Origin of the sequence: Flavobacterium sp. CFS9 (assembly GCF_041154745.1) — a bacterium.
Classification (GTDB): domain Bacteria; phylum Bacteroidota; class Bacteroidia; order Flavobacteriales; family Flavobacteriaceae; genus Flavobacterium.
In genome coordinates this window covers 2,829,093-2,844,527 of the sequence record NZ_AP031573.1, presented here as the reverse complement: position 1 = coordinate 2,844,527, position 15,435 = coordinate 2,829,093, and the positions used below count along the sequence as shown (strand labels likewise).

Here is a 15,435-nt window from a genome sequence, read left to right as displayed (position 1 = left end):
CGAATTACGCTTATGGATTAAAATACTTCATTCGTGAATTCGTGGCGAATCTTTTTATTTTAAAATTGTTTAACATTCTCTTTTTCATTAAAGATCCTGTTATTAATATCTTTACCGTTCTGTTTAAAATTTCAAAATGAGAAAATTTACCATTTACTTCTTGCCTTTTACATTCTTACTTCTTACGTTTCTTTCCAATGCGCAAACCCAAAAAGATGCTTATGTGGTTCTAGTTTCTATGGATGGATTTCGTTGGGATTATGCGAAACATTTCAAACTTCAAAACCTGGCCCAAATAGCAAAAGAAGGGGTTCATGCCAAATCAATGCGGCCTTCTTATCCCAGTAAAACCTTTCCCAACCATTACGCAATAGTAACCGGGCTATATCCCGATCATCATGGAATCATTAATAATGTTTTTTACGATGCAGCATTAAACGAATCTTTTTCATTGTCTTCAAAAGCCAAAAATGATTCCCGTTTTTACGGTGGAAATCCCATTTGGAACGTTGCTGAACAACAGGGAGTAAAAGCTGCTTCTTTTTTCTGGCCGGGATCAGATACGGATCAAAAAAGACCTGGTATCTATAAAGAGTACGACAACAAAATTCCTTACGAAACCCGCATTGATACCGTAATCAAATGGCTTCAGCTACCTGAAAAACAACGTCCTCATTTTATCACACTTTATTTTGATGAACCTGATCATACCGGTCATTCATTTGGTCCGCTTTCTCCTGAAAACGAAAAAGTAATCCGAAGAATGGATACGCTTATGGGTCGGTTATCTTCTAAACTGAATCAATTATCCATTGGAAAACAGATCAATTTAATTATCGTTTCAGATCATGGGATGGCGAATATTAGTAATGATAAAAAAGTGGCTGTTCTGGATTATCTAAAACCCGAATGGCTTGGTTATAATGCTGTCATCAACCCAATCATGAGCCTTCAGGCAAAACCCGGTTTCCAGGATTCAATCGCAACTGCGTTAAAAAAAGTACCGCATATTAAGTTCTGGAGATCCAAAGAGGTCCCTAAAAGATTACATTTCGGAACTAATCCACGAGTTCAAGATTTTGTCATCGAAGCCGATAAAGGCTACAGTCTGGTAAAAGAAAAATCGACACATGTAAGCGGAGGCACACACGGATACGACAACAAAGAAAAAGACATGCAGGCTATTTTTTATGCTAAAGGCCCCGCTTTTAAAGTAAACAAGACAGTCCGATCGTTTCAGAATGTTTCGGTATATCCTCTAATTGCTCATATTCTAGGCTTACAAATTGACGAAATAGACGGGAAATTCAGCGAAGTCAGTAACATGCTTAGATAATGTGCTAATTAGAAAATGTGTCAATTAAGAAACAACTTTGTAGGTTGGGTCTTCAATTACATTTACAGCAATAACAGCTTCGGCATTTTTAAGTAAAACAATACAGTCTTTGCTTAAATGTTTCAATTCAATCACCTTATTTAACTGACTGTATTTTTTCGTCAAATTATTCAATGCTTCAATGGCTGACATATCTGCGATGCGGCTTTCTTTAAAATCAATGATCACATGATCAGGATCGTTTACAGGATCGAATTTTTCTATAAAAGCAACAGTAGAGCCAAAAAATAATGGCCCATAGATTTCGTAATGTTTTGTCCCTTTCTCATCAATATAATGTCTGGCACGAATTCTTTTAGCACTTTCCCAGGCAAAAACCAGAGCAGAAATAATCACTCCAATCAGAACCGCCAACGCCAGATTGTGCAACAAAATGGTAACAACTGCCACCAAAACACCCACAAAAATATCATGTGCCGGCATTTTGTTAATAATTCTGAAACTCGCCCATTCAAAAGTAGTGATGGCAACCATCATCATAACTCCTACTAAAGCGGCCATTGGCAATTTACCAATTACAGGAGCTCCAAAAAGGATAATCAATAAAATCGTTAATGAAGCGATTATTCCCGAAAGTCGTGCTCTCGAACCGGCAGAAAGATTAACCAGTGTTTGTGCAATCATTGGACATCCTCCCATCCCAAAGAAGAAACCGTTCAAAATATTTGAACTTCCCTGAGCAATACATTCTCTGTTGCTATTACCTCTTGTACCTGTTATTTCATCGACAAGATTCAACGTCAGTAAACCCTCTGTTAAGCCCACTGCCGCAACAATTACCGAATATGGAAATATGATTTTAATTGTTTCAAAAGACAACGGAATATTTGGAATATGAAAAGGCGGAAATCCCCCCTGAACTGAGGCAATATCCTGAACCGTTTTTGTATCAATATTAAATAGCAATACGATGGCAAATACGACTATAATTGCCACTAAAGAAGCCGGAACTGCTTTTGTAATCTTTGAAAAAAGCAATACAATACCAATTGTAAGCGCTACTAAGACCAGCATAATGTACAATTGTGATCCTTGCAACCAAGCAGTTTGCCCGTTCACAACAATTTTAAACTGCTCCAGCTGCGACATAAAAATAACCACGGCGAGTCCGTTTACAAAGCCATACATAACAGGCTGTGGCACCAATCTGATAAATTTTCCGAGTTTAAAAAGTCCGATACAAATCTGGACGATGCCTCCAAGCGCTACGGCTGCAAAAACATATTCGATGCCGTGCGATTTCATTAAAGCAATTAAAACAATAACAGTGGCTCCCGCTCCACCCGAAATCATCCCGGGTCTGCCTCCAAAAACCGAGGTTACCAAACCCGCAATAAAAGCAGCATATAAACCAACCAAAGGTGGAAAACCAGCCAAAATTGCAAACGATAACGATTCTGGAATCATTGTCATAGCAACTGTTAATCCCGCTAAAATTTCGTTTTTATAGTTGACCTTTTGAGTAAAGTCAAAAAGAGGAGTCCTTTTTTTCATAAGCACACAAATTTAAAAAATAATGTGTACATACTTAAAAGAAAGCTTTCTTATACTAAAACTTAATTTAAAAACTGTTTTACCAACAGTAAAAAACAAAAAACAATAAAATTTATCATATTCTAATTATTCTAATTTTACACAAGTATATCCTAAACAATTTACATAATCGATAATATTATCAGGCTCTAAATCAATGCCTTCTATACGCAATATTTTATCGCAATCTTCTAAATCAAAGTTGATTTTATAATCGGGAAACTGGCTTTGAATAACGGCAATGACATAATTTTTATCTGCCTCTTTTTGCACATTTGTTTTAAAAACTTCAACAACCATATCTTTCTGCTTTAATGATACATAAAATGTTCAACGAATTACGAAATCAAGCTGAATTATAAACCTACTCTAAAATGAATCATGGAAAATACCCAATCTAAAACCCGGTAGTTTCCTGACAATTACAAATAACTTAGACGTTCGTTCTTAATTTCTGTTACACGCGCATCTAAATTTTCTAAACTCTTACTGATAAAAAACGAATAGCTGAGACATAATGCTCACTTTACAGGCGATTTCAGATTTAAATCTGATGCCTTAACTTGTAGATTTTCTTGAGATTTGAGGTGTATAAATGTAAGCAAAAACTTTCTGAATTAGATCCTGCAGCCAAAGAAATTATTCTTTTTTTCATAAAAAGGTAAAAAACAAAATAGCTAAACAAGATTCCGGTCAAATACCTGATACAGAAACATCTTTTATATTTAAACGATAAAAAACAAATGCTTTATCGCGATAAAATTCCCTCAAATTATCAAAAAAACAATCTGCTTTAAAAATAATTTTCTTACATAAAAAAATTATCTTCGCAGGGCTAAACAACTTTAACCTAAATTTCCGGAAAATGCCACTTTTTAATTTTCTATTTAAAAAATCAAACTCAGGATGCCCAAGATGTCTTGGAAAAGGTTTTGTAAACCGGGAAGATATACGACGCCTGAACAAACAATTAAAGTGGGCTCCGGGTCCTTGTGCTTATTGTAATGCTTCCGGAAAAGCTACTGAAGAAATGCTTTCAAATGTGGCTGTAGATACGACTTACCTCACTATTGATTTACCGGAATCTGAAATAGAGAAAATAAAGAATCGCGACGAAGAAACTATAGAAAAAGGCAGACTACGGGAACTTTTTGTAGAAAGCATTATTAAATATACCGAATATCATTACACGAACAAAAACATGGATGCGCAAAGTATTGCAGATTTATACCTGAATACAGAAGATGAAAATGCACCATTTTCGGTAGAAAAAGAAAATCTGATACAATACATCCAAAAAATAATAGAATTAAAAAACTCTGAGCTGAATTAATTTCAACTAAAATGATACTTTAAATACCCTTTTAGTATTTGAATTCCCATAGCAAAAAATGCAAAAACAGGTATAAATACGTGTTGTCAAAACTTTCTTAAGTGGTAGTTTTGCCGAAAATAATTTTTATTTTAAACTGTAGTTTTCCTAAGAGAAAATTATTAGATATTGTCATTTTTTTTGGAACAATTAAGTGGGGTTTTTAATCGATGCCAACGATTAAAAGTCTCGCTTTTTTTTATTACAGTTTTCAATTGACGAGAAAACACCCATTACTTCCTATCGAAAACATCTGCAAAGATTTCTTTCCTGATGATCATCGAACAAATTTCAAAAGCCTGTTGTGATCAAAACAAAATCACTTTGTATCTTTGAGCCTAAAAAAAATATAGCCCCTGAATATCTCCATGACACGAGAACATTATATTCCCTTCAATAAGGAATTTCTACTGGAACAACAACTAATCGCCTTTGCCGAAGATTCAAAGAAAACTGATGATTTCAGGAAATTGTTTGATATTATCGAACACTATTTCCATTACGAAGCTTTTAATCTTAATCGAAATCTGAAGCAAAACTACGCCTTGTTTGATCCAGATTTAAGTCTGAAAGAACGCGAAAATTTTATAGGCAAAAGTGATTTCAACGTTTTCAAAGAAACATTACTTACGGTATTAGAACAGGGGAATTATCGTCGGATAGATCAGGAAACACTGGACAAAGCTTTTGAAGATTCGGACTTAATCGGTTTGAAGCTTTCCATTGATTTCAACGCCTTTAAAGACTTCGAATTATACGTTCGGGGGCATCATAAGGCAAAAGAAAAGATTCGAAAATATTTTTTCTGGAAGAAAGAAATCGAAATTGAATATTATGATCGTGTCCTGATTTATCTTCATTACAGCGAAGCCGATTATATTAAAGAAAAAAAAGTAAAACTGGGGAAAATGCCTATCGAACCGGGTTCAGTTGCTTTAAAGATCTTTAAACGTGTTCCAAAAAATGATCTTGAAACTATATTCCCAAATGCCATTCCGAGAATGTCTACCAAAGATAAGCTGTTCTTTTGGGTTCCGGGAATCGGAGGCGGAATTTCACTTTTAAGTACAACCGTAATTCCTGCTTTGATTGGTATGTATGCTGCATATCAATCGGGAGAAACTATCGATTTATTAAACAGTAAAGCTTCTTTAAATCAAGGCTTAATTGCATTGGGCATTTTATCCCTTTATTTATTCCGCCAATACAGCAACTTTGTCAATAAAAAAATTAAATACTCTAAAATCCTTTCGGACAGCCTTTACTTTAAAAATCTAGGAAACAATAGTGGAGCTTTCTACTCACTGCTAAATTCCTCTGAAGAAGAAGTACTGAAAGAAACGATACTGGCTTATACTTTTTTATACAAAAACGAATATGCCGTCTCAGCCGAGGAACTCGATACTCAGATTGAATCCTGGTTTACAACAGCACTAAATACAAATCTGGATTTTGATGTACAGGATGCCTTACTGAAATTAAAAACTATGAGGTTAGCTGTTGAATCCAATGGTAAATGGAATATCGTACCGCTAAATCAGGCATTGATAACCATTGACAACTTATGGGATAATGTTTTTGACTACAATCAAAAAGAAGAAGCTCCTGAATTTAATTGATCAGAGAATTTAACGATCAACAATGCTATAAATGAAAAGAAAAAAGCAAGGACAAGAAGTATACTAAAAACTAGTTTAGCAATTTCAACTCGGTTTTCTGATAAATCATTTTGAATCCAAGTATTGTTATATAGTTGCAAATCGTCTACTATTGTTTGACCATCATTTTCTTTTTCATGATTGATTACGTAAATCTTTACTGTCTCTTCTTCTTTGTTTTCTATTTGATACATAACTAATTGTTTAATGGGTTATTTTATTGTCAACAAAATTAAAAACGAAAAAAAAGACGGCGCACCTAATAAAGCCATAAAACTATCATAATAAGACAAATACGTCACTTTTTGAGTATTTAATCTAAAATTTATCGTTTTTTTCATTATTTTTTCTCGAAAACGAAGTACTTCGTTAGCTCTAAATTGTAAGCAGATCTAAACGGTCTGTAATTCAATTCATATCTGTATCCTCTTAGAAATTAAGCTTATCTATCTTTAAGAATAGTGTAAACTGATAAAACTAAGTGTTTTTTTATTAGATTTACGACACTAAACCCAAAACAATGAGAACATTAGAACAATGGTTTGATGAATACGCAGTAAGTCATCAGAACCCAAAGAATAAGGCGATTCATTATATTTGTGTACCAGCGATCTACTTTTCGATAGTTGGACTGTTAATGAGTATTCCAAGTGATTTTATCTCCAATATCTTAAAACTGAACGCTCCTGTTCTGGAAAACTGGGCTGCTATTGTTTTAATTTTTGTACTTCTTTTTTACATTCGTCTGTCAGTAACCATGGCTTTGAAGATTGCTGTTTTTTCAGCAATTTGTCTGGTTGTCAATTACTATATCGGACAAGTTTTTCCATTGTGGATATTTTCTATTGGCGTATTTGTAGTTGCCTGGATCGGTCAATTTTACGGACATAATATCGAAGGAAAAAAGCCTTCTTTTTTGAAAGATCTTCAATTTCTAATGATTGGCCCCGCCTGGGTTGTAGAGAATTTATTTTCCAAAAAATAATTCAGGACACTGCATAAAATACTACTTGCACTATTAAGACATAAGGCTTAACGACTTTGCTGAACCAATGAACGCTTTGGCTTTTCAGAACCTTTTTATGAAATATTTCCTGTTAGAATAAAAGAAAAAATTCATAAAATAATCCCTCATTATTTCCTATATTCGCCGAAAGGAAGTTAAATTCCCGTCAAAAAAGCACTTATTAAACCAAGCATCCTGTATTATTTAATAGTTCACCTAAATTAGTTTTCAACCGTTTTACTGAATCTATTTTTATAAATGAATTAACCAAACCACCAAAATAAATGAATTGTAAAAACTGTAATAATGAACTAAGTCTGAACTTTTGTTCCAACTGCGGACAACCTTCAAAAATTAAACGTATTGACAGTCATTATATCATTCACGAGATCGAACATGTCTTGCATTTTGAGAGAGGCATTCTTTATACCGTAAAAGAATTAGTAACCAAGCCTGGGCAGTGTGTAAAAGAATTCATTACAGAAAACAGAGCCCGGCTTGTTAAACCCATCATTTTTATAATTATCACCTCTTTGATTTATTCAATTATAAATCACTTTTTTCATATTGAGGAAGAGTATGCAAAAGAGTACCCCATTACCGGAACAACGACAATTTCTATCTTTAAATGGATGCAAAGCCACTATGGCTATGCCAATATAATACAAGGATCGTTTATCGCTGTCTGGTTACGATTATTTTTTAGAAAATATGCCTATAATTTCTTTGAAATTCTAATCCTGCTTTGCTTTGTAATGGGAATTGGCATGCTTATTTCTGCCTTTTTTCTATTGGTTCAGGGTTTGACTCACTTTGACTTACTTTTAATTGCAAATATTCTGGGCATCGCTTATTGCAGCTGGGCCATTGGGCAATTTTTTGATAAAACTAAACCCTCTAATTATTTAAAAGCATTTATATCCTATATGCTTGGAATATTAACTTCCGGAATATTTTTGGTTTTAATAGGAACACTAATTGACTTACTTATAAAACATTAAAAAAATGGAAAACAAAAAAGCATCATCATTTGTCTTTGCGATTATTGCAATCATCTTAGGGACGACCTTGTACAAACAATTTGACTTTGAAAAACTAACTTTTGAAAAACCGGCTCTAGCCGCACTTTATATCATTGTCTTTTTATTTTCTATTTTCGTTTTGATTAGAAATGCAAAAAAAGGGTCTGCTAAATAAAAGAAGCAAAATTTCGTGTCTTAGATGTCGAATGAATTAATGAAAAAAGCCTGAGAATATAAATTCTCAGGCTTTTTTTGCAGAAAACAAAAGGCTTTAAAATAATATTTAATGCCTTTAATATATTTATTTCAGCAAGATCTTAATTCAAATACCTGATATAGTACTCATTAGAAATAATTTATTCTAAAATTAAAATGCAGACCATTATCTGTAACAGAAAATGAGACAATAAATGACAGTTTCATAAATTCTAGTTTAGAAGTTTTTATTCCTACAGTAATTTTATAGGTATATAGATATCAATAATATGAAGGTTCTCCGGATGCAATTTAGGATCATTTAAATGGCTTAAAAAGAAATTTCTATTATCGGGCTGATAACCATTTTCCTCAAACCAAACTTCGTATATATAATTCCAGGTTTTAAAGCATTCTGACATTGGTCCTTCTTTATGAAAAATGGCATATAACCCTCCACTTATTGTTGTATTACCTATTATACCTTCTCCTACTATTTTCTCAGGAACAGACAAACAAACGTCAGCCTGAAGCATTCCTGATAAATTAGCATTACTTCTATAAACCGTTAATGCTTTAGTTTCAGGGAAATTCACTAAATTTCTTGGAGTAGCCCAGCTAAAAAGCTTTTTAAACATCTCTTCAAATGTTTCACTATCATGACGGTGGATATTGAGATTTCTGATGTAAATAACATTAAATGCCTCAAGGTTTTTAACTTCAAAATCAAGTTTCGTAATTTCACTCATTTCAATATTTTTTAAATTATTTAATTTGAGTGCAAGGTAGCTTTCGATTTCAGACTGCATTTTTCCAATATTGCTATCTGTTATACGAATATTGCTATTTTTATACTGTTCCCGCCATTCGCTTGGTGTCATCTGTCTGACTTCACGAAAACTTCTTGAAAAAGAGGAAACACTCAAAAAACCACAATCATTGGCTATTTCACTAATTGTCATTGACGGATTATTCATCAGGAAAAACAGTGCCCTCTCTATCTTTGCATTTTTAATAAATTCATTGATTGTTATTCCTGTAACGGACTTAAAAATTCTATGAAAATGAAACTTTGAAAAGCTGGAAAGAGCGGCCAGTTTTTCTAAAGAAAGTTCTTCATGAAGATTTTCTTTAATATAATCTATACTTTTATTAATTCTGAAATAATACTCTTTAATAGACTCTTCCTTTGTCATGCTTTTAATCTATAGTATAAATGTTAAATATCATTTACAAATGCAAACTAATATGAATACAAAGTTATGGATGTATTAGAGATTTTTTTATTCTTTTAAAGCCCTTTTCGAAAGCAAAATTATTAATACATTTATCGAACAGTAAAGATGAAAAAATGGCTGACAGAATATTAAAAGACATACGCTTTTATGAAAGTGAAAAAGAAAATATTGCAGGACAAAGCATTCCTCGAGACCCGGGTAAACTTTTCGTACCAACAAAAGACACAAACTTTATAGGACAACGAATTGCCAGAAAATTAAACGAACTAAAATTCACTTATGGAGAATTTGATCATATCTATATCAATTTAACAACTGTACTAAAAGAAAATGAAATCATAGTTTCTAATAGAAACGTTGACAAAACAATTAAATATATAGATTTTGGAATTAACACTGAAAAATTACAATCGCTTTCCGATAGTGAAAAAAACAGCCTGATTAAATCAATAACATTCCAGGTGCTGCGAAAAATAAGCAATGGCTTAAATTTAGTCCTGATAGATCAAACTGAGAAACTTATTGATGAGTTGGATACAGAAATAAAAATTCATTTTAAAACAAAGGAAACCAAGTCTTTTAAAATTGATATTTATTATCAAATTGAAGTCAAAGAAATTGGAACAATGGCTGTAATTGAATACAGGGATAAGAAAACTAATTTTTACGGTTCAATAAGCTATAAACTTCAATTCTATGAGGATATTTATACCTTGATTGATACAATTAGTTATACGAAGGGCTTAATAACTTTAAAGCCAAAAAAATCTTTTAGAGCTGACATATATAATAAAAGATATGAAACACCAATACAATTAGAATTGAAAGATTTTGAGGAAATTATCTGCATGTAAATGGTTTTGCAAAAACTAAAACTGTAATGACATTAGAAAACTGGCGAAAGATAAACTAAAAACTATTACAACGAATCTGGACAATTGACTTAATAAAAAGATGGTTTTGTTTTTGAATCATTTTGTAAATCCGAAGAATCGGCTTAATTCAATCCAAACCATACAGAGATGAAAAATAAAATGAGAATGAGAAGTGTAATATTTATTGGTTTGATAGTAATCTTATTTGTAAAGACAGGTTATGGACAAACAAAAAGTGAAACAACAATTAATGAGTTTTTACATTGGAAATTGAACCCAAAGCAATCTACTGAAAACAACGTAGCTCAAGAGAATCTTCCTATTGAATCAATTTCTTATAAGGTAATACCAGTTGATGTGTTAAGTAGTCAGACAATTAAATTGTACAAAATCGACAAATTGTTGACAAAGGCTGATATTATAACTATGAATCAGCAAATAAAATACTGGAATAATACAAAAAAATGGGACTCAAAAAAATATAAATTTCCATTTATAAATCCAGATACTTTAACCGATTCTGCAACGCCATTTTTAGAATTATCCATCCCAATATTTTCAAAAAACAAACAAATTTGCTTATTCAGATCCAATATCAGCTGTCATCAAAATTATTGTCATGACGAAATGATTGCCATTTATCAGAAAAAAAATATCGGGGACTGGAAAATAATTAAAGTGATACATCATGTAACTTTTTAGTACATAACTTTTTAAATTTGACATCAGAACAATGAAAACTACTTGACAAATAGACGACAAAAAAGAAAACCGACTGCGTACCGCAAAATTTATATTTTTTGTTGATTTGTAAGTTTATTAACATATATTTGAATAATCTATTAAGTTTAATTAGCTAATATTCATTGCAAAGCCCAAAAAAACAAAGAAACGAAGAATTGATGACAGATAAATTTCCAACAATAAATAGCACATTATCACCGAATGATCTTGGAAAACTTATTCGACAAAAATATGAAGTGAGCAAGAACACTGAATGTAGCATATTTCGAATTGCAATGAACCATTTATACATTGTTCACGATGACGAAATAAAATACGTTTTTAGAGTATACACATGTAATTGGCGTACAAAATTAGAAATTGAAGAAGAGTTGAGACTTTTACTTCACTTAAAGGGAACCGACCGACAAGTTGCTTATCCAATTGCAGATAAATTCAGCGAATACATTCAAGAAATTGAAGCACCTGAAGGAAAAAGATTTGGTGTTTTATTTTCATATGCCAAAGGAGCAAAGACAGCTAAGTTTTCACATCAAACAAGTTTTCTAATTGGACAAGCATTAGCAAAAGTTCATCTATCTACAGAAAATTTCAAACTAAATAGAATATCTTACAATACTAACAACTTGCTTGTGATACCTATTCTTAGAATAAAAAAGTTCTTTAATAAAAACATTAATGAAATTGAATTTTTAGAAAAACTATCTGCATTTTTAATGCTAAAAATCGGTAGTATTGAGAAACAAAAAACGAGATATGGAAGTGTTCATCTTGACGTTTGGTTTGACAATTTGCACATTGACGATGAAAAAGAAATAACATTTTTTGACTTTGACTTTTGTGGCAACGGTTATCTATGTTTCGACATTTCTTATTTTCTTTTTCAGCTACTTGCAACTAATTTGAACGAAGAAGAATACCAGATAAAAGCAGAAAGCTTTTTAAAGGGTTACGAAACTGTAACAGAAATTACCGCCGAAGAAAAAAAGTTTTTGCCTTTTGCTTGTTTAGCAATTATGACATACTACATTAGTATTCAATGTGACAGATTTGAATATTGGACAAATATATTCTTGAATGAAGACCATTTGAAAAGAATGGTTGGAAATCTGAAACGATGGATTACTTATAACAAAATTGAAATAGATAGCGATTGTTAAAACAACGATCCGCTAATAGCTAGTACAACAGATTTGAGCAATTAGCTTAATGAAATGATATTTTTTTTAATGACCTAGCAAATACGAAAAATGGGTTTTATCTTATCCCAACTCTTGTCGTAATATCAGAATACTATGTGTCGTTTTACCAGGATGAAAAAAGAAAAAACATTACGGGAATTAATTTACATGCTTTATATACTAAAAAAAGAATCGTAAATCTTTACAGATCCATGATGGGTTTCGAACCAAAATTTCCTTTAATTACAGGTGTTTTTAAAATCTGGAATAAAATCTTAAATTTTTTGAAGCACAAAAAAGCCTGCAAAATATACACTTTGCAGGCTTTTTATTTTTTTAGTGATCGCGGAGGGGTTCGAACCCCCAACCCTCAGAGCCGAAATCTGATATTCTATCCAGTTGAACTACGCGATCAAGATATTTTAAATTTTCAATTTTTTGAGACTCCAAATTCCACTTTTAAAATTGGAATTTGGAATTTCTATATTGGAATTTAACTACGAAAGTAATTTTTTTACAATAGTAGAAATGGTTTTTCCTTCAGCTGTTCCGCCTAATTGTGCAGAAGCCAATCCCATTACTTTACCCATTGAAGCAATTCCTGAAGCTCCGGTTTCAGCAATGATTTTTGCTATTACAGCTTCTACTTCTTCTTCGCTTAACTGAGCCGGTAAAAACTTCTCAATTACAGCAACCTGAGCCAATTCAGGCTCTGCTAAATCAGGACGGTTTTGCTCAGTAAAAATTCTGGCGCTTTCTTTACGGGTTTTCACCAATCTCTGAAGCAATTTAATTTCTTCGTCTTCTGTTAAATCTTCTTTAGATCCTGAAGCTGTTGAAGCCAATAATAATTCAGATTTAACTGCTCTTAATGCTTCTAAAGCTACTGTATCTTTTGCTTTCATGGCGGTTTTAATTTCGTCCATGATTAGTGTTTGTAAACTCATTTTTTATTTTTATTTAAATAAGCCAGGCTTATCAGTTGACAGATTACCTATAAAATTATATTTCCTCCTTCACTTAAACTCATCAATAAGATTCACTTTAAAAACCTGTTTAGGAAGTCAAATTTTAAATTCTGTGCGAAGATAAAAAAAATAACCCGAAAATTAAATCCAATTTTCGGGTTATCCAATTATTATGATTTTAAAACTAGTCTACGTTATCGTGCAAAAACGAATTGTTTGAACGCAATTGCAAATCGTTGTTACTGTCTGTTCCAACCGAAATTCTTGAATTTGTGTTGTTTGCTTGTGAATTAGACAAATCGATACCTAATCTTTTGTAGGCAGGCTCTTTCTCCAATTCATCAATTCTGGACACATTATTATGGAATTTATAATTAAATTCTTTTAATTTTTTTCTTCTTTCTTCGGCTCTTAAACGCAAAGTCTCTTCAATTGTCAATTCCATTGGAGAAACGTTAGCTGTTGTAGAGTAATCCGGTTCAACAGCGAAATCAGGTCTTGGTTTCATGGTGATATTTAATTCCGCCGGAATTACTTCTTCTGCCACTTTTTCAACCGGTTTCGACTTCATTAAATCGTTTTCAACTTCCATGTACTCCTCTAAAGAATACTTGATAACTCCTTTATCAGAAAGCTCAGTAACCGGTACAAATGAAACCGGATCATTTACTTTAATATTACGGGTTTCGTTTGTTAATTCGAATAAAACTTTATTCTCTTCTACAACCGGCTCTCTTTTAACTTCAGGCTCTGATCTGAAAATTGGCAAATCAAAAGAGAATGTAGTTTGTTCTTCTCTTTCGAATGTTCTTTGCTGCACTTGCTGAACAGGTTTTATGTCCTGAAAAGCTTCTGCCTGCGGATTTGTAATCGTAAAATCGATATCTGTTATCGGTGAAACGATTTCAAACGTAACATCCAGATTTTTGATAAACTCAGACATCACTACCAATTCTTCCTGATTCATAGTTGGAGTAGCTGCCACCGGAGCAACTTCAAATGGTACAACCGGAGCAGAAGTTACGGGAGCAACCGTATCTTCATCGTCCATTAAATCAAAAACAATTTTCTCTTCTGATTTGCTGGTTGGCGTATCAATTGTTAAATCAAAGGAAGTAACTGATTTATTGGTTAGATTATGAACACTTCTTTGCTCATCTTCTAAAGTATGAATGATCTTTTTAGGTTCTGTATTAACGATGTCATTTTGCTGTTCAACGTCAAAACCTGTTGCAATAATCGTTACGGCAATAGCCTCACCAAGAGCTTCGTCTTCACCAACTCCCATGATAATATTTGCGTTGTAACCTGCTTCAGCCTGAATATGATCGTTGATTTCCCCAATTTCATCCAAAGTAATTTCATTAGATCCAGAAACGATAAGCAACAATACGTTTTTGGCTCCTGTAATTTTATTATCGTTCAACAACGGAGAGTCCAATGCAGCGATAATAGCTTCCTTAGCTCTGTTCTCACCCTCTGCAACAGAAGATCCCATGATCGCTGTTCCACTGTTCGAAAGAACAGTTTTAGCATCACGTAAATCGATATTTTGAGTATAGTGGTGCGTAATTACTTCGGCAATACCTCTTGAGGCTGTTGCCAAAACTTCATCCGCTTTTGAGAATCCGGCTTTAAAACCAAGATTTCCGTATACTTCTCTTAATTTATTATTGTTGATCACGATTAATGAATCGACCTGCTTACGCAATTTCTCAATTCCTAAAAGTGCCTGCTCCTGACGTACTTTCCCTTCAAACTGAAAAGGAATAGTCACAATACCAACAGTCAGGATTTCTCTTTCTTTTGCTAACTGTGCAATTACCGGAGCTGCACCTGTACCTGTTCCACCACCCATACCAGCGGTAATAAATACCATCTTAGTACCACGGTCTAACATTTTTTCGATATCAGCGATACTTTCTATAGCAGATTGCTGTCCTACATCAGGATTTGCTCCTGCTCCAAGACCTTCTGTTAAGTTCATTCCTAACTGAATCTTATTAGGTACCGAACTGTTCTGCAGTGCCTGTGAATCGGTATTACAAACGATAAAATCTACGCCTTTAATACCTTGTTTAAACATATGGTTGATAGCATTACTACCACCTCCACCTACACCTATTACTTTGATTACATTTGACTGGTTTTTTGGTAAATCAAATGAAATGCTTCCAAATTCTGAGTTGCTCATCATCTTTTTGGTTTTTGAAATTCTTATTTAGTACATTTTTTACTTCTTGACTT

The 15,435-nt window shown here is 32.9% G+C and carries 15 protein-coding genes and 1 tRNA gene; 9 read left to right on the top strand and 7 right to left on the bottom strand.

Going from position 1 to position 15,435, the window contains the following annotated elements; genetic code table 11:
• Nucleotides 1-136: 136 nt before the first annotated feature.
• On the top strand, nt 137-1,336 hold the full coding sequence (locus ACAM30_RS12315) for an ectonucleotide pyrophosphatase/phosphodiesterase (RefSeq protein WP_369614932.1): 1,200 nt from the start codon (nt 137-139) through the stop codon (nt 1,334-1,336).
• A gap of 24 nt (nt 1,337-1,360) precedes the next feature.
• On the opposite strand, the gene ACAM30_RS12310 is transcribed toward ACAM30_RS12315, so the two are convergent.
• On the bottom strand, nt 1,361-2,890 hold the full coding sequence (locus ACAM30_RS12310) for a SulP family inorganic anion transporter (protein ID WP_369614931.1): 1,530 nt from the start codon (nt 2,888-2,890) through the stop codon (nt 1,361-1,363).
• Nucleotides 2,891-3,016: 126 nt separating this feature from the next.
• Entirely contained in the window at nt 3,017-3,229 is a 213-nt protein-coding gene (locus ACAM30_RS12305; protein ID WP_369614930.1) for a hypothetical protein, read from the bottom strand.
• Nucleotides 3,230-3,794: 565 nt separating this feature from the next.
• Here ACAM30_RS12305 and ACAM30_RS12300 point away from each other — a divergent pair.
• Both ACAM30_RS12300 and ACAM30_RS12295 read left to right on the top strand, forming a co-directional pair.
• Nucleotides 3,795-4,262, top strand: a complete 468-nt coding sequence (locus ACAM30_RS12300; protein WP_369614929.1) for a hypothetical protein — start codon at nt 3,795-3,797, stop codon at nt 4,260-4,262.
• 407 nt (nt 4,263-4,669) lie between these two features.
• Nucleotides 4,670-5,920, top strand: a complete 1,251-nt coding sequence (locus ACAM30_RS12295) for a TMEM143 family protein (RefSeq protein ID WP_369614928.1) — start codon at nt 4,670-4,672, stop codon at nt 5,918-5,920.
• Here the strand turns inward: ACAM30_RS12295 and ACAM30_RS12290 are convergent.
• Nucleotides 5,890-6,153 (bottom strand): hypothetical protein, encoded by a 264-nt coding sequence (locus tag ACAM30_RS12290; protein ID WP_369614927.1) that lies wholly within the window; start codon nt 6,151-6,153, stop codon nt 5,890-5,892. The two genes, ACAM30_RS12295 and ACAM30_RS12290, sit on opposite strands and share 31 nt — an antisense overlap.
• 326 nt (nt 6,154-6,479) lie before the next feature.
• Between ACAM30_RS12290 and ACAM30_RS12285 the strand changes: the two genes are divergently transcribed.
• From ACAM30_RS12285 to ACAM30_RS12275, 3 genes are all read left to right on the top strand, one after another.
• A complete protein-coding gene (locus ACAM30_RS12285; RefSeq protein WP_369614926.1) occupies nt 6,480-6,944 on the top strand; it encodes a DUF962 domain-containing protein in 465 nt (154 codons plus the stop codon).
• 305 nt (nt 6,945-7,249) lie between these two features.
• Complete coding sequence (locus ACAM30_RS12280; RefSeq protein WP_369614925.1) at nt 7,250-7,966, top strand: DUF3667 domain-containing protein; 717 nt, start codon at nt 7,250-7,252, stop codon at nt 7,964-7,966.
• A gap of 4 nt (nt 7,967-7,970) precedes the next feature.
• Nucleotides 7,971-8,162 carry a hypothetical protein gene (locus ACAM30_RS12275; protein WP_369614924.1) on the top strand — a complete coding sequence of 64 codons (192 nt, stop codon included), beginning with the start codon at nt 7,971-7,973 and terminating at the stop codon, nt 8,160-8,162.
• Between the two features lie 274 nt (nt 8,163-8,436).
• On the opposite strand, the gene ACAM30_RS12270 is transcribed toward ACAM30_RS12275, so the two are convergent.
• Nucleotides 8,437-9,378 (bottom strand): GyrI-like domain-containing protein, encoded by a 942-nt coding sequence (locus ACAM30_RS12270; protein ID WP_369614923.1) that lies wholly within the window; start codon nt 9,376-9,378, stop codon nt 8,437-8,439.
• 155 nt (nt 9,379-9,533) lie between these two features.
• On the opposite strand from ACAM30_RS12270, the gene ACAM30_RS12265 reads away from it, so the two are divergent.
• The 3 genes from ACAM30_RS12265 to ACAM30_RS12255 all read left to right on the top strand — a co-directional run bounded on the left by ACAM30_RS12265 (nt 9,534) and on the right by ACAM30_RS12255 (nt 12,199).
• Nucleotides 9,534-10,274 (top strand): hypothetical protein, encoded by a 741-nt coding sequence (locus ACAM30_RS12265; protein WP_369614922.1) that lies wholly within the window; start codon nt 9,534-9,536, stop codon nt 10,272-10,274.
• A gap of 168 nt (nt 10,275-10,442) precedes the next feature.
• On the top strand, nt 10,443-10,997 hold the full coding sequence (locus ACAM30_RS12260; RefSeq protein WP_369614921.1) for a hypothetical protein: 555 nt from the start codon (nt 10,443-10,445) through the stop codon (nt 10,995-10,997).
• A 200-nt stretch (nt 10,998-11,197) separates the two neighbouring features.
• The gene (locus tag ACAM30_RS12255) at nt 11,198-12,199 is read left to right on the top strand and encodes a phosphotransferase (protein WP_369614920.1); all 1,002 of its coding nucleotides are present in this window, start codon (nt 11,198-11,200) and stop codon (nt 12,197-12,199) included.
• Between the two features lie 361 nt (nt 12,200-12,560).
• Here the strand turns inward: ACAM30_RS12255 and ACAM30_RS12250 are convergent.
• The 3 genes from ACAM30_RS12250 to ftsZ form a co-directional block, all read right to left on the bottom strand.
• Nucleotides 12,561-12,634, bottom strand: a tRNA-Arg gene (locus tag ACAM30_RS12250).
• Nucleotides 12,635-12,717: 83 nt separating this feature from the next.
• Nucleotides 12,718-13,167, bottom strand: a complete 450-nt coding sequence (locus ACAM30_RS12245) for a GatB/YqeY domain-containing protein (protein ID WP_369614919.1) — start codon at nt 13,165-13,167, stop codon at nt 12,718-12,720.
• Nucleotides 13,168-13,372: 205 nt separating this feature from the next.
• A complete protein-coding gene (gene ftsZ / locus ACAM30_RS12240) occupies nt 13,373-15,385 on the bottom strand; it encodes a cell division protein FtsZ (protein WP_369614918.1) in 2,013 nt (670 codons plus the stop codon).
• Nucleotides 15,386-15,435 lie beyond the last annotated feature (50 nt).

Bases quoted from the DNA above. Each gene is read 5' to 3' on its own strand.
- ACAM30_RS12315 (WP_369614932.1), top strand. From the start codon at position 137: ATGAGAAAATTTACCATTTACTTCTTGCCTTTTACATTCTTACTTCTT.
- ACAM30_RS12310 (WP_369614931.1), bottom strand. From the start codon at position 2,890: ATGAAAAAAAGGACTCCTCTTTTTGACTTTACTCAAAAGGTCAACTAT.
- ACAM30_RS12305 (WP_369614930.1), bottom strand. From the start codon at position 3,229: ATGGTTGTTGAAGTTTTTAAAACAAATGTGCAAAAAGAGGCAGATAAA.
- ACAM30_RS12300 (WP_369614929.1), top strand. From the start codon at position 3,795: ATGCCACTTTTTAATTTTCTATTTAAAAAATCAAACTCAGGATGCCCA.
- ACAM30_RS12295 (WP_369614928.1), top strand. From the start codon at position 4,670: ATGACACGAGAACATTATATTCCCTTCAATAAGGAATTTCTACTGGAA.
- ACAM30_RS12290 (WP_369614927.1), bottom strand. From the start codon at position 6,153: ATGTATCAAATAGAAAACAAAGAAGAAGAGACAGTAAAGATTTACGTA.
- ACAM30_RS12285 (WP_369614926.1), top strand. From the start codon at position 6,480: ATGAGAACATTAGAACAATGGTTTGATGAATACGCAGTAAGTCATCAG.
- ACAM30_RS12280 (WP_369614925.1), top strand. From the start codon at position 7,250: ATGAATTGTAAAAACTGTAATAATGAACTAAGTCTGAACTTTTGTTCC.
- ACAM30_RS12275 (WP_369614924.1), top strand. From the start codon at position 7,971: ATGGAAAACAAAAAAGCATCATCATTTGTCTTTGCGATTATTGCAATC.
- ACAM30_RS12270 (WP_369614923.1), bottom strand. From the start codon at position 9,378: ATGACAAAGGAAGAGTCTATTAAAGAGTATTATTTCAGAATTAATAAA.
- ACAM30_RS12265 (WP_369614922.1), top strand. From the start codon at position 9,534: ATGGCTGACAGAATATTAAAAGACATACGCTTTTATGAAAGTGAAAAA.
- ACAM30_RS12260 (WP_369614921.1), top strand. From the start codon at position 10,443: ATGAAAAATAAAATGAGAATGAGAAGTGTAATATTTATTGGTTTGATA.
- ACAM30_RS12255 (WP_369614920.1), top strand. From the start codon at position 11,198: ATGACAGATAAATTTCCAACAATAAATAGCACATTATCACCGAATGAT.
- ACAM30_RS12245 (WP_369614919.1), bottom strand. From the start codon at position 13,167: ATGAGTTTACAAACACTAATCATGGACGAAATTAAAACCGCCATGAAA.
- ftsZ (WP_369614918.1), bottom strand. From the start codon at position 15,385: ATGATGAGCAACTCAGAATTTGGAAGCATTTCATTTGATTTACCAAAA.